Origin of the sequence: Umbribacter vaginalis (genome assembly GCA_001552935.1) — a bacterium.
Classification (GTDB): domain Bacteria; phylum Actinomycetota; class Coriobacteriia; order Coriobacteriales; family Eggerthellaceae; genus Berryella; species Berryella vaginalis.
On record KQ959676.1, the window covers coordinates 113,948 to 127,288 of the forward strand.

General features: G+C 48.7%; 18 protein-coding genes. All 18 read right to left on the minus strand.

Annotated elements, in window-relative coordinates; translation table 11 throughout:
• Positions 1-330: 330 nt before the first annotated feature.
• The 18 genes from HMPREF3190_RS01375 to HMPREF3190_RS01460 all read right to left on the minus strand — a co-directional run bounded on the left by HMPREF3190_RS01375 (position 331) and on the right by HMPREF3190_RS01460 (position 13,311).
• Positions 331-1,164: a GH25 family lysozyme gene (locus tag HMPREF3190_RS01375; protein ID WP_066779599.1), complete on the minus strand. Its 834-nt coding sequence runs from the start codon at positions 1,162-1,164 to the stop codon at positions 331-333.
• Positions 1,157-1,393 carry a phage holin gene (locus tag HMPREF3190_RS01380; RefSeq protein WP_066779602.1) on the minus strand — a complete coding sequence of 79 codons (237 nt, stop codon included), beginning with the start codon at positions 1,391-1,393 and terminating at the stop codon, positions 1,157-1,159. The genes HMPREF3190_RS01375 and HMPREF3190_RS01380 overlap by 8 nt, the downstream gene beginning before the upstream one ends.
• A complete protein-coding gene (locus HMPREF3190_RS01385; protein ID WP_156425671.1) occupies positions 1,386-1,706 on the minus strand; it encodes a hypothetical protein in 321 nt (106 codons plus the stop codon). The genes HMPREF3190_RS01380 and HMPREF3190_RS01385 overlap by 8 nt, the downstream gene beginning before the upstream one ends.
• Positions 1,707-1,714: 8 nt before the next feature.
• Entirely contained in the window at positions 1,715-3,559 is a 1,845-nt protein-coding gene (locus HMPREF3190_RS01390; protein WP_066779607.1) for a BppU family phage baseplate upper protein, read from the minus strand.
• Positions 3,556-4,854, minus strand: coding sequence for a phage tail spike protein (locus HMPREF3190_RS01395; protein WP_066779610.1), 1,299 nt, complete (start codon positions 4,852-4,854; stop codon positions 3,556-3,558). The genes HMPREF3190_RS01390 and HMPREF3190_RS01395 overlap by 4 nt, the downstream gene beginning before the upstream one ends.
• Positions 4,851-5,591, minus strand: coding sequence for a distal tail protein Dit (locus HMPREF3190_RS01400; RefSeq protein ID WP_066779613.1), 741 nt, complete (start codon positions 5,589-5,591; stop codon positions 4,851-4,853). Before HMPREF3190_RS01400 ends, HMPREF3190_RS01395 begins: the two co-directional genes overlap by 4 nt.
• Positions 5,588-7,525 carry a phage tail protein gene (locus HMPREF3190_RS01405; RefSeq protein WP_066779616.1) on the minus strand — a complete coding sequence of 646 codons (1,938 nt, stop codon included), beginning with the start codon at positions 7,523-7,525 and terminating at the stop codon, positions 5,588-5,590. Before HMPREF3190_RS01405 ends, HMPREF3190_RS01400 begins: the two co-directional genes overlap by 4 nt.
• Before the next feature lie 299 nt (positions 7,526-7,824).
• Positions 7,825-8,307 carry a hypothetical protein gene (locus HMPREF3190_RS01410; RefSeq protein WP_066779619.1) on the minus strand — a complete coding sequence of 161 codons (483 nt, stop codon included), beginning with the start codon at positions 8,305-8,307 and terminating at the stop codon, positions 7,825-7,827.
• Positions 8,307-8,666, minus strand: a complete 360-nt coding sequence (locus HMPREF3190_RS01415; protein WP_156425672.1) for a hypothetical protein — start codon at positions 8,664-8,666, stop codon at positions 8,307-8,309. Before HMPREF3190_RS01415 ends, HMPREF3190_RS01410 begins: the two co-directional genes overlap by 1 nt.
• Positions 8,667-8,719: 53 nt before the next feature.
• Positions 8,720-9,001, minus strand: coding sequence for a hypothetical protein (locus tag HMPREF3190_RS01420; protein ID WP_066779623.1), 282 nt, complete (start codon positions 8,999-9,001; stop codon positions 8,720-8,722).
• Positions 9,002-9,004: 3 nt separating this feature from the next.
• Entirely contained in the window at positions 9,005-9,601 is a 597-nt protein-coding gene (locus tag HMPREF3190_RS01425) for a phage tail tube protein (protein WP_066779625.1), read from the minus strand.
• 2 nt (positions 9,602-9,603) lie between these two features.
• On the minus strand, positions 9,604-9,969 hold the full coding sequence (locus HMPREF3190_RS01430) for a hypothetical protein (protein ID WP_066779629.1): 366 nt from the start codon (positions 9,967-9,969) through the stop codon (positions 9,604-9,606).
• Positions 9,966-10,259 (minus strand): hypothetical protein, encoded by a 294-nt coding sequence (locus HMPREF3190_RS01435; RefSeq protein ID WP_066779632.1) that lies wholly within the window; start codon positions 10,257-10,259, stop codon positions 9,966-9,968. Before HMPREF3190_RS01435 ends, HMPREF3190_RS01430 begins: the two co-directional genes overlap by 4 nt.
• Positions 10,252-10,641 (minus strand): hypothetical protein, encoded by a 390-nt coding sequence (locus HMPREF3190_RS01440; RefSeq protein WP_449675972.1) that lies wholly within the window; start codon positions 10,639-10,641, stop codon positions 10,252-10,254. The genes HMPREF3190_RS01435 and HMPREF3190_RS01440 overlap by 8 nt, the downstream gene beginning before the upstream one ends.
• Positions 10,586-10,975: a hypothetical protein gene (locus HMPREF3190_RS01445; RefSeq protein WP_066779637.1), complete on the minus strand. Its 390-nt coding sequence runs from the start codon at positions 10,973-10,975 to the stop codon at positions 10,586-10,588. The genes HMPREF3190_RS01440 and HMPREF3190_RS01445 overlap by 56 nt, the downstream gene beginning before the upstream one ends.
• Positions 10,975-11,952, minus strand: a complete 978-nt coding sequence (locus HMPREF3190_RS01450) for a hypothetical protein (RefSeq protein ID WP_449675974.1) — start codon at positions 11,950-11,952, stop codon at positions 10,975-10,977. The genes HMPREF3190_RS01445 and HMPREF3190_RS01450 overlap by 1 nt, the downstream gene beginning before the upstream one ends.
• 8 nt (positions 11,953-11,960) lie before the next feature.
• Positions 11,961-12,413 carry a hypothetical protein gene (locus tag HMPREF3190_RS07530; RefSeq protein ID WP_449675975.1) on the minus strand — a complete coding sequence of 151 codons (453 nt, stop codon included), beginning with the start codon at positions 12,411-12,413 and terminating at the stop codon, positions 11,961-11,963.
• Positions 12,414-12,498: 85 nt separating this feature from the next.
• Positions 12,499-13,311, minus strand: coding sequence for a hypothetical protein (locus tag HMPREF3190_RS01460; protein ID WP_066779639.1), 813 nt, complete (start codon positions 13,309-13,311; stop codon positions 12,499-12,501).
• Between the last annotated feature and the right edge of the window lie 30 nt (positions 13,312-13,341).

Sequence of the window (13,341 nt, forward strand, 5' to 3'; positions counted from 1 at the left end):
AAATAACGCCTGATAAACGAATAGTAACGAATAGCGCATTTTTTAATCAAAAGATAACAAGATGAGAATAAAACGCCTGTTCAGAGGCTTAATTAAAAAGGGGAAAATGGTGGAGCCTAGGGGGATCGAAGCCCTGAGACGCTTTTTAGAAAGGCTGTATAATACCAGTTCAGAGTATATATTTTTCGAGCATGCTTTTTTCGCGGTCACATTTCGGTCACATGACTTTTATTCTCATATAAAGCGTTAGCAGGGCATACTCAAAACTGCTTGACGATATTATACAAAAAAGCCCCCACGCATAAAGCGCAGGGGCGTAAGAGTTCGTTACTACCTATTATCGTCGGTCACGGTAAAGCGCAAGCCTTGCAACTTCGCTTTAACAGCATCTTCAACAGCGGCACTAATAGCTGCTGCATCGGCGCCCTTAGCATTGGCAAGTGTTTCCACTGCTGCGCTAAGTGCTGCTACTTGTGCGCATAGCGAGCTTACGTAGCCATCAATATAGCAAACACGGTCGGCAATGCTAGCGCCGCTTTGTGGTGTTTCTCCAGGGCCATTATAAGGTTCATAAATCGTCATATCATCATCCTCTTTCTTTTTTGCGTCAATGTAAAAGTAGCTTGCATCCAGCGGCGCATAGCCGCCATAGCATGCTTGTGAAGTGAATTGCCATGCGTCCACGTCATGCGCGTAGTGCAGGTTATCGCTGTATTCAGCAATCCATGCGCTGTACGGTAGCTCATATAGTCGCTCTTGATTAGCTAGGTAGCGCCCTGAATAATAACCAACAGTGTAACCTTGCGGCTCAAGCACTTCAGCCCAAATCTCGATTGCGCGCCTAAAATGGTACGACTTGCTTTGCTCCTCAACGTCAAGGTAGACAGGATACGCAAGCTCATCAGCTGGCGGCAGCAAACGCAAGGCGTGCTGTGCTTCGCTATAGCTCTCAGCGTCACTCCCCGCGTATGAATACAGATAGCAGCCAAACGGCAAGCCCACGCGGCGCACTTCGTCCAGGTTAAAGAAATACTTGTCGTCATCTTGACGTTCGCTATCGCCACCAAAGCCCATGCGAATGATAGCGCCGTCAACATCTGCGGCAAGTGCATCCCAATCGAGCAAGCCTTGATGTTTCGATACATCAATAACTATGCTAGCCATTGCGCTTCTCACCATCGGTTAAGCCTTGCGTGGTCGGGTCGTTCACGATGCCTACAATAGCAAGCACAGCGAATAAGCTGTTTACAACGCTGAGCAGGTCTTTGTCAATCTGCGTGTAATCGAACTCAACGCCGAAAACATGCAGTGCCGCTTGAATGAACAGCAGCAGCGCTGGGATAAGTGCAATCCAAAAGTATTTGTTTGTAAGTCTCTTTTTCCAGTTAATCATGATTTTCTCCTTTTTTGATTTTTGCTTTCATTATCTGGTGAAACGTTTCAGTGCCCGTATGATTTCCGCCAAGCGTGTGATACGCTTCGTACACGCGCTCTGCTTCTTCTTTGACCCACCGAGGACAGCCTGAACCTTGCATAACGTACGCCTCGTGTAAGTCATAAAGCCGTGAGCGCAAGCACGCGCGCATACCGTCTTTGAGTGCTTCCATATCGCTCTTTTGCTTACGGACGATGTGCGTGAAAAAGCCTAATAGCGTTGTAAAGATGACAGGTAAGATAGTTTCGAGTGTTAGTTGTATTATGTCCATGGCGTGCCTTAATACAACTCATAGCTGGCTACTAAGCCATCTTTTCCTAATGTTTTATTTATTTTTTCTATAAACTGAGGGAAACCATCAAAACTATTGTTTATATGCGGTGTAGATTGCGGATAAGTAGCATGTGTATATATTTCCCCTATGCGATAATTGTTTGGATTATTTTCTTCGCATGGTAGTGCCAAGCATATTGACCAAAAGAGTATTTGCAAATAGCCATAAACATTTTTACCCCTAGTTGAATGCCATACTAAAGGAAAACTACTTATATTATCGTCTAGCATTGGCTGAAATAGTTCACATAGGACGTCGTCAAATGCAAAAAATATTTTTCCTTCTATGCCTTTCGCTCTATTCATAATACTCGCTGGTATTAACCCTGTATTGATATACCCGTTAAAATCAACGAAACCATTCGTATTTACAAAAGAGCAATTACACCACAATTTTTTATTTGTATCCTCAGATATGCTTCTAATTCGTAAAACAACTCTAGATTTCCTTGCGTTTTCAAATCCATTTTTGAGCTTTTGCTCCACGCTTAAAGTCCTAGATTTAAGAATAGCTGTTTCGCTTTCAAGCGTTGAGAAATCATTGCCAAGCTTTTTTTGTTCAAGCCAAAGAGATGTTATATCACTCCTTACTCCTCGAGCTTCCGCCTCTGCCCCTTTTGCGGTAGCAACAGTATTAAAAACGCTATTTTCTAAATCATGCATGTGTGTTTGAAGCTTGCTCCACAGTGCATTCAACCCCGTAGCGTTGAGTACGCGATTGCCAGCGATGGTAGTGCCTTGCGCGAGCTTGTCGATGTCAGCCACTTCAATAGCTGCTGCCGTTGGTGCAGTTGAGCCGAATAGCTCCCACCTGCCCTCAAGGTAAATCCATTCGTTGTAATGATTAGCTTGCGTTTCTTGCGCTTGTTGTGCTTTAACGAGGTAAATAATGCCTGATGAGCCTGTAATGGTTGGTTTGCCCTCGCTATCGACTTCATTACTGCTTAGAATGCGGAACTTGACGTTTTGCGCAGCATCGAGCATTTCGTTGAAGCGTGATTGTCGCGATTGCTCTGCGCTTGTGCGTGTGCTTTCGTTTGATTGACGTTCGTTTTCTGCTTGTACGCGTTTTTGCTCTGCTTGAACGCGAGCTTGTTCAGCGTTAGCACGATTGCTTTCAGCTTGCGTACGTTGCTGGTCAGCCGTGGTGCGTTTGCTCTCTGCGTCTTTGCGCTGCTGCTCTGCTTGTACGCGCTCCTGCTCTGCATCTGCACGCGCTTGCTCTACTTGCACGCGAGCTTGTTCAGTGTTCACTCGTGATTGCTCTGTTTGTACGCGTGACTGCTCGGCTTGTACGCGTGATGCTTCAGCGTCTTTGCGCTTGCTCTCTGCGTCTTTACGTGCGCTTTCTTGCGCTTCAGCGGCGTTTTCGTATGCGCCCCATTTCGTCGCGATTTTATTCATTGTCGCGTCAAAGAATGCATCAGAGGCTTCCGTATCGATTGCCGCGCGCTCAATGCGCACCTGAAAGCTTTCAGTCGTTTCGGTTTGCGTGCCTTGCTTAAAAAAGAAGTAAGCGCATGCGTTTTGTGCTGTTTTGCCAAGCTGATTAGCTTTAATCGTGCACGTTACGCTCGAGCCGCTTACGCTTGCTTCAAGGTGTGACCATGTGCCGTCATCACGCAGCAAGTGCAGCTCTGCGCTGTCGCATTGCACGCTGTACGGGCTGTTTTCGTACATGAGCTTTGCGCGAATTTGCTGCGTTTCGTTTTCATTTATGCGTACGCAAATTGGCTGCGTAATGCGTTGAATGGATTTCTCCATACGCAGCTCAATGGTGTATTGTGTCATAAGTACGGTCTCCTATTCTCTTCTAGCCTTTTAATGCGCTCTTCTAGCTTGCTGACGGTTTCGATCATCTTGTAGTACTGGTTTATATAAGTTTGGTACTGAAACTCACCCACATGCTTGTCAAGCTCTTTTAGGTGCTTTTCAAAGTTAAGCAGGCGCTCTTCGCTTGCCTTTTGAATGCTTTGAGCAGCGCTTTCTACTTTATCCACGGAGCTTTGAAATTTACTATCCCGCCCCGCGATTAAGTCGCCCAAGTCACGCGTGATGTTTCCGAGCGTTACAGTTGTGCGCTGGCTTAGTAAGTCGCTTTCAAGCTTTGTAATGCGCCCACGGCAGCGCAATGTTGGCTTAAACGTTGGATCGACAATATCGACCGTATCGCCTACTTGTACGCTTTGAACAGGTGCGTTGTGGTGCGTAAGCTCGAGCACGCTTGCTTCATAGGTAACTTGCGGCGTTGAGTGCTCGGCTAGATAAGCCTTGACCTCATCGCAGAATTCTTGATCGTATGGGCGCTTTTTGTTGTCGATGACAAGTCCGAACGCATGCCCACCGCATGAGCGCTTCGAAAAAAGCTTGTCGACCTCGTCATTTACGATGTGGTCTTTACCGTTAAAGCGCTTATCAAGCATCGAAATCGCGCCGTTCCACGAGGTAGACCCAGCAGCCCCATAGCACGCGGTTATCTCTGGTGCGCGTTGTGTGCGCTCGACCTTAAGTAAGTTCTTACCAAAAGAAAAGCGCGCTGTTGGTGCTGTTGAGCCGCGATGTTTACGAAAGACAATGACGCGTTTATCTGCTTTATCGTCAAGGTAAGTTTCAATCTCAAAGCCACCAGCGGCAGCTACACGCTGCACAATCTCGCGCGCTGACTTGTAGTGAAGCTCTCTTATTGTCAATATAAGTTCATCAGCTCCCCCATCAGGGAACTCCACGCTCCATACAGGCGCAGGTGAAAGCGCTTTTTTAAGCAGCTCATCTGCACGCATTGATGTATCCTCGCCAAGCCATAGCGGCTGTACGCCGAAAAGGTCGCATATGCTTGATAGTGCTGTATCGCTATACACGACCGTTGAGCCTTCACGTGTCGCTTTTGGAGCTTGTACGGTGTACTCTTTTGTCTGACCTACGATTTTAAGTACTAAGTGTTGACCTGGCTCAAGTGGCGCAAGCGTTGTGATTGCAAGCATATCGGCACCGTTGAGCTCGTCAGTATGCGTAAGTGCGATGATTTCGCGCTCAGCGATTGAGCGGATCGTTGTATCATCGCGTGCATCGCGAAGTTCAATAATCATACGTACCTATCCTCCCACGTCACTATGAGCTTATCAGGATCGATGATGCCCGGCACAACCATGTCGCCTGCTTCAAGTGTGAAGAAGTCAGAAGCTAGATCGACATACGCCTTACCGCCACCTGTGTGCACAACGCTTTCCTGCTCGCAATCGATGATGATTGTGCCAGCGGTATCCGTGTGCACATTTAAGTAGTGCGTAAATGCGCCATTGTGGTACTTCTTAATGGTCGTTACACCTGATGTGTGCTTTGTTAGTGTGAATGTCGGGTATGTTGGCTGTGTGCCGCCAATGTTTAGCGGTGCGTCACTTCGTGCATAAACAGCTTGGCTATGACGGGCGCCGTACGCGATCGGGTCAATGATTAAGAACGTAAGTTCAAGTTCCGTTTTGTTTTCAAAAATAGAAATCGTATCATCGCCTTGGTAAATGGCTAAATATGAACGACTTGTATCATCAGGTAAAATAAGGCGCGCGGGCTTATTTGCGAGCAACGCTTGTGTTAACGCACGACGATATTCTACTACCTCAGCAAGCGCATGTTTGCGCAAGCGCGCATGGAGCGTTATCGTGTATGGTTCGAAGCCATCAATGCTCACATGCGGCACTTGTTGCCCAGGAACGAACGTTGTTGTCACCTTGCGTTTTGGCTGAACAGGACGCTTTATATCGTCCACCAGCACCCAGCGAGAAAGCTCTACGCCATTAAACACCGTTAAGTTATCAATATAGATCACAGCGCAGCTCCTCTCGCCTTAGCTAGTGCACTTGCACCGACCGCCAGCTCGCCTGATATCTTTGTCGAGTTCAAATACACCGAATTATCCTTTTGCAGCAATAGCTCAAGCAGCTGTATCATCTTGTCGAGTTTATCGCCATATTCTTGTTCATCTGCGCTTTTATCAGGCGTATCGATGAACTGGTTAAGCTTATCAATCGGCAATACCGCCTCTGTGCCAGCTTCACCAACACCAATAATACTCGGGGAGCTGAAAATGCCGCCCTTTGCGTACCAGTCGACGCTCAACGTTGGTATGCTTGGTGGGCTAAGAGAAAAAGAGCCTTTAATCGAGAAGTGCGGCAGCTTAATCTTTGGAAATTCAATGTGCATCCCTGCGAAGAAGCCCACAATTTTACCTGGAATATCGGCAATGAAGCTCACAGCGTTATCCCATATGCTTCGTAGCGTATCAGCAGCTGAACGAAAGAAGCTAGCAATGCCCTCGGGAATACTTGTAAAGAAATCAATTATCGCCGTTGGATTGCTCGAAAAAAAGCTTACGACAGCATTCCATATACCGCTTATAAGCTCCCATGCTTGCGAGAAGAAGCCACTAATGCCGCCACCAATACCAGCAAAAAAGCCTATTATCGCAGCTGGTACTGGCGCGAAAAAGCTAATAACACCCGTCCAGATGTTAATTACAAGCTCCCCTGCAGCTTGAAAAATACCGCCAATGACTTCGCCAGCACCGCTCAAGAAGCCTGAAATCGCGCCCACAATTGTGCCGAAGAAGTCACACACTGCTTGCCATGCGCCTTGTATCGTTTGCGCTGCCGTTGTAAATGCCCCAACGACCGCTTCCCAAATGCCGATTACAGCGTTACGAAAGCCTTCGTTTGTATCCCACAAAGTCTTGATGCCAATTACCAGCAGCGCTATTGCCGAGATAATCGCAAGGATAGGATTAGCCTTCATTACAGCATTGACCGCAGCAAACGCGCCTTGAAAACCTTTCAGCGTCTCAATAATCGGCGCAATCGCTTTGAAAGCCATAAAGCCGGCGACAGCAGGACCGATAATGCCAGCTAAAGGTGTGAGCGTTTGTAATATTGACGATACGATAGGCACCATAGCACTCATAATTGGCAGCACTGCTTGCCCAAGCCCGATAAGGCTTGTCACGCCTGCCGTGACAACAGGGATTGCGAAGTTAATCGCATTTACAATCATTGTACAAACATTAGCGATGACCTGCCCAAACGATTGAAACGCGCTGCCATCGTTTGCCGAGTTGCCAAGTGCGGCGCCGATGTCCGTAAACGCTTGCGATATCGTTGTTTTGAGCGTATCAAGCGCGCTGCTCAAGTCGCCGAAATCGACGCCAGCGAATAGCCCGCTTGTGTCAAGTGTTGCACTCTTTAGCTGGTCTTGTATAAGCCCGATAAGCTTGCCTGCTACATCAGGGATTGATGTAATGGCGTTTATGCCCATCGAGATAGCTTGCCCAATGCCGCTCGATACGACACTAGCCAGCTCACTCCAGTTTATGCTTGTAAAGAAAGTAGCAATAACGCCTGCCAGAGCAGGGATTGCTGTTGATAGCACTGCTGGCAGCGCTTGTGCGATATTCTTTGCCAGCGATACGATTACTGGCAGCAAGTTCTTCGCCACATTGCCAATGCTCGTAATGAGCTTAGCGGTCATGCCGTCAATATCGCCTCGCGGGTCAGCTAATGCCGTGAGCCAGTTTTCCCAAGCAGCTTTCATTGTGTCAATGCTACCTGATATGGTATGCGCAGCTTCGCGAGCCGAGTTGCCCGTCATGCCTTGCGCTTCTTGTATATCGTGAATAGCTTGTACTACATCGCCGAACTTCTCGATTGTTAAGTCGCCTGCACGTCCGTTAGCTTTTTCGTATGCGTTTGCGTCCTGAATTAAGCGCTGCATCTCTTCACGTGTGCCGCCGTATCCTAGGCGCAGGTTATCTAACCATTTACACCCTCGGTTTCCCGATATTTGTAAGGGGATTAGACTATATCTTCAACTTGCCAGTGCAAGTTGGTGCGCACTTCCAGCTGCGTGCTAATAGCAGCTGTACTGGGTAACCAGCCCATAGTCGTTACACTTTCCCGCATAAGCGGGCTTAGCACGGGATTGTCATAGGCTTAGCCCTTAGAGTTCCCCCGTTAGCAAGGTTTTGCCCTCACACCCTTAGCAAGGTTCACGCACGGTTACTGCATAATCGCTTATGCAGCAGACATTAGATTTATCGTGTAATTTTGTTTTGCAAAACCTTGATACGCATTCTGCACATCGCGCAAGTTCGAGCCGAACACGCTCGTATTATCAGCCATATCGTGAATTGCTACATCCCCAAGTTGCGCTGCTTTTTGCACATCACCGCCAAGCGATTGCTTCAGCGACATACCGAACAGGTTAACTTGATCCATATATTCATTGATCGATATGCCTGCCGTATCGAATGCGCCTTGCGCGTTTTTAATTATGCTATCGGCTGCGCTTTCAAAGATTGTTTCTGCGCCGCCTTGAAGCTGCTCGAACTGCGCAAAAGATTTTGTTGCTTGAGCAACCATCGCACCAGCTGACGCGCCAATCGCTGCAAACGATGCGCAGGCTGCCTTTTGGAAGCCCGAAAACGTTTTGCTGCTAAAGCCTTTCAGTGACGGGATAATCGATATATATGCACTTCCGACCTCTGTATTTGCCACTACTCACCACCTCCGTCCCAAAAATTCTCAAATTCTGAAATGCTCACAGGCTCACTGCCGTATTGCTGTGCTGTATTTTTTGCTTTCACAAAGGGGCGTTCAAGCGGCTTCGGTGGCTTCGGTTTATGCTTAGAGTTAGCAGCGACAAGCACATAATGAACTGCGCGCAACTCGTCTATAATGCCTGCTAGAAGCTGCGGTTGTATCTCTTTACTTTCCCAAAACGCAAGCTCAACATCCTCTTCATTCGCTGCTTTCCATAGTGCGCTTGATTTGTCTAAATGCGTAATAAACGCAAGCAAGGCTCTCCAACTTAGAGCCTTGCCCACATCGTCAAGCGTGAAGTGTGTGCGCGTCATTAGATCGTATTCAAGCGCATCGCTATACAGCACAATAATCGGCAGCGAGCCTGCTATTTTCCCAGGTCAGCCTTGCCAGTGAGTGCGCTACGTGCGCTCCATTCTTCTGTGATGCTCGTAAGTGCGCTGAACGGCAGCTTCTCGACGTTCGGAATGTACGTCTTTAGGTACTCAACGAACCACCGCGAAAAGTTTTCAGGCGTTGCGTCCTTGCTTGTGAATATCTTCAGCGCGTCGCCCTTGATATCTTTAATGGTTGGCTCAAGCGGCACATGGTATTCTTTGCCGTCGATTTCCACATCAAGCGTTTCGATTTTTGTGCTTAATTTAATCATTGTTTAGCCCAGGCTTCCTGCGTTAGAAAAAACGCCATCGTCGGTGTAAATGTATAGGTTTTTGCCGTGTGCGTCAGGTGAGCACGTAAGCTCGATTGCGATTGTCGCGGCGTCGGATGACGAAAACGTAATGTCGTCAGAGATTGTGGCTTGCCCATTCGGCACAACAAGCAATACACGCTTTTTGCCATCTTTGATTTTGAACACCCAGCTGCGCGCGTCAGGCAACGATGCACCAATCGCAACGCTTGTTTGTGCGCCGTGATCCTTCGTCGCGGGCGTTGACGTGATGTTTTCTTTGCCGAACGCACGCTCAAGTGACTTCTTGCTGACTTCGAGCTCCGTCCACTTAACGGTACCGCTGAACTCGCTTAAGATTTTGCGGATAGCGCTTGCCGACCAATCTTTGATAGTGTCGGTGGACTGGTCGACGGTAAGCGAGATACCGTCCTCGGAGATGTAGCCGCTATCCTCAAAGGTAGTGCTGATTGTATCAAGCGCATGCGTTGGTAACGGCGTACCAAGCGGTGCGTCAAGAACAGCCCCGGTTGTCTTTTGTTCTGGTGCTCCGACGAGCACATTATTAGCATTTACTGCCATAATTACTCCTTTTCATCTTGAATGTTTACGGCAAGCGTAACGGTCACTTGCCATATGTAATAGCCGCTTTCGTCGCGACCATACGAGAACACCGTCGGTACGCCAACGGCGTTTATGTGGTAATCGTCAGGCGGCACTGTTTTAAGTCCTATTGCGAGCTGATAAGCGTAATCCTCGCATTTCGCTTCAGACTTAGCCCAAATTGATACGCTGTATTCAGGGTTGTCATGCGGATAGTCAACTTCGCCGCCTGTCCTATCAACAAGCGCAAAGGCTGGCGGCATCTTCTCTTGCACGTGCGTTGACGTGGGGATATTCAGAACCTTATGCACGTACTTAATGACGTATTCCATGCTCGAAAATATCATTTTTTGCTGCTCCCTACTGCTTTTTTGAGCGTGTCATGCGCAATGTTTGATCTAATAGCGTGTATTGAGCTTGTGTAAACGTAAGCACGCAAGCGCTCGCGCCCCATTTTTAGGCGCGTATTGTATCCTTTGGCGTTATACATGCCGTTTGCTCGTGCAGCAATAATCTTTGCGCGTGCAAGCAATAGCGCGCCCATCGCAGGATTTTTGAGCAAGGCTCTAGCCTTTGAGCTGGGCTTATAGCTTATCTTTGTTTTCGCAGCAGGCGTGTTAATTACGATATCAGCCATCTTGCTCCTTAAGCGGTACGACGCAATCAAAGGGGAAAAGAGGCGGCAGCATATCGCGTGGATACGCATACGGCTCGCCTACAACATCAAGCCATAGCTTGCCATCAGCACTTACCTGCCCTCGCTTGAGCTTTTCAGCCCATCCGCGTGGCAAATACGCCGTTGCCTTAATCTTCACGCCCTCGGGGCGCTCAATCGGCAAGTCTTGTGGCGCACCTGGCGCAAACATGCAGCCGCGAACAGCGATAGGCTCGCTTAGCTCGTGCGTTTCATTGCCGAAGCGGTCGACGCCAGCGCTGCTGCACGTCTTAACAAACAGCGTCATCTTATACATGGTTGCCGCCCTCGATTGATTGATTGACGACGTAAACGCGCGCTCCACCTATTCCGAGCAGGCTTTTTTCAAATTTCGTAAAGTATATGTCGCCAGTAGGATTTGCATAGCTAATTGAGCCCGCAAACGGTGCCGCTTGCCAGTACTCCGTTTTAGCGCCTATTGGCGTTTGCGCTCCTACTTGCATAACTCGTGAAGCTACCTGGCAGCATACAAGCTTGAGCGCGTCAGGCTCGACGTGCTGCCAATCGCACTGCTGGCGGATTGTCGATGATATGAGCGCAAGCAGCTTATCTGCCCGCTCGCGCTCCTCATCGGTGATAGATGGATACAACGCCTTCAGATCGTCAATGCTCGCAAAGCTACGATCTGCGCCATCCATTATTTCGCCTTCAACACTGCAAAGCCTTTAGGATCAATGCATGCAAACGAATACACAACACCAACGCGATATGCGATTTCATCCTTATATGCAAGGTCATAGCCGCGATTGTCAGGGTCACCAGCGGTAATAACATCCATGTAAATATCGCGAACCATGCCCCAGCGGATCAAATTGAAGTCGCCAAGGATTGCAAGCACGTCGGTAGGCGTGGTGCACTTAGCGCCGTTTACTGTGCTTGACGTCGCAGCAGCGATGCCGTCAAGCTGTCCTGCGCGTAAATTCAACGGGATTTCAGGGAACAGGCGCGCGCCAGTACCCTTAGCACGCACTGCACGAAGCGAACCAGCGTATGCTTTAGACAGCGCAATGCCCGATACGTCATAATCAGGCACAGCGGCTACAAGCGCATCAAGGTCAGCTGTAGCGTCGCCCGAAGTCTTAACGCTGTTCGCGCCTGCAGTAAGTGCTGTTACGCCCGTGAGTGCAGTGCCTGCTGCGGGATTTACAGCGTGAAACACGGCGTAATCAAGTGCGCGACCAAGTGCCGCAGCTGCCGAGTCTGTAATCGTGTCGAGGATTTTCAGCTTGTTATCCTCATCAGCCCATTTAACCTCTTTATTGAGGCGCACAGTTACGTGAGCTTTCTTTACGATGCCTTGAACAGGCTTGAAGTCAACGCCCATGCTTGTGTGCGCTTGTCCTTCATCGACGAACTCCGCCTCAGGCTCTTTCGCAAAGAGTACGTTGGTTGCGTCTTGGAAAATAACGGGTTTAGCAGAGGAAAGCATTTGAATAACGCTTGCCTCGCGCGTCTTTGTCACGATGTCGTCCGCAATGCTGCGAGGAAGTTGGATGTGTTTTGTATCGAGTGTATCTGCCATTATTTGCTCCTTTTCGTTGTTAGTGGTTTCTGAAGTGCCAGCACCGCCATTTGGCGGATGCGCTGGCGGTTGAATGATTGGTGGTCTTGGCATATCAGCTCCTACTTGAATACCTGCCGAGCAAGCTTGAGCTTGTCGTCGTCCTTGCCGTCTGCGCTTGCAAACGTCGAGTTTTTCGGCACGCTCGCACCAACTTGCGGCTTCGCATATTCAGCGAGGCTCTTTGCCCATTCGCGCATACTTGCCTCATCACTGCCAGCGATTAGGCTTGCTGGCACATTGAGCTCGCTTGCAATGCTTGCTTTGAGCGCATCGTGCTCAGCTTTAGCCTTCATCGCCTTAAGCTCTTCTTCAGCTTTGCTTGCACGGGATTGTGCACGCTCTAGCTCGCTCATCTGCGCTTCTTTGAGCTTTTGCAGCTCGTCAGCAGCGCATGCGTTCTCTTTGGCGCGTTTTTCCCATTTTCGCGCCTGTGCTTTCCAGTCGGTCTCTGCAGCTTCTGTTTGCGCGTCAGCTGCTTGCTTGTCTTGCTCGTTTGTTGCATCATTTGCCATGATGTGTCCTTTCGTCCGTGCGGATGTATAAAAAAAGAAGCTATGCAGCTCCTTTAATTACCAATTTTATGCAGTTTATCTGCGGTTATAGGTTGTCTACGATTGCTTGCTCGCGCTCTGATAGCGCGAAGGTGTACACCCCATCTTGTAGCTGCACTCCTTGCGCGCGAATGTCTGCTGCGTCTTGCAGCTGTGCCTCTTGCGCGCGAATGTCTGCTGCGTCTTTTCGTGAGATTAAAAGCCCGCCGCCGAATATTGCCTTCTTGAGCGGCTTTTGCGCGGCGAGGCTACGCACAAAATGAGCGCGTTTAATCTTGAATTGAACGCCTTTAGCTGCTAAATTTCCCAAGCGTGCCGATGTCATAAGCTCGCTCGGATAGTTGTATTTCACAACTTTATTCGCTCGGTTCTGCGTCCTGCCGTACGTCTTTTCTTCTTTAACTTGTTTGTTTACCTTGTCAAGCTCGCGTGATAGGTCGCATGCTGATCGCGTAATGCAGTCGTCCATATTTGTCAAAAACGCTGTTCGCACTTGCGCGCCATTCTCATACGTTATTCGCGCATCTACGAACACGAAGCACATGCCCTTACGTTGCGCATAATTGAGTGCCGTCAAGCTCGGTGCAAACAGAAAGTACTTAATGCCGCGCTCGTTGTACCAATCGACAATTTGCGCAAGGATTGAAAAAGGCGGGTTGTCAACAACAACTCGCCCTGTGTAATCTTCTCGCTGATAACCCCCCCCCGGCTTAAATGGTCGGATGACGCTTGCGCGATCTATGCCGTATTCTTTTTCACACCACGTAAGCACAGCTTCATATATTGCTGGAGGTGTATAGCAATCATCGGTTGTCTTCTTGTGCTTGAATTTATCGACAAACTCATCGTAATCTTGCATGAATACTCCTTTGTGATATAATGAAAGTAA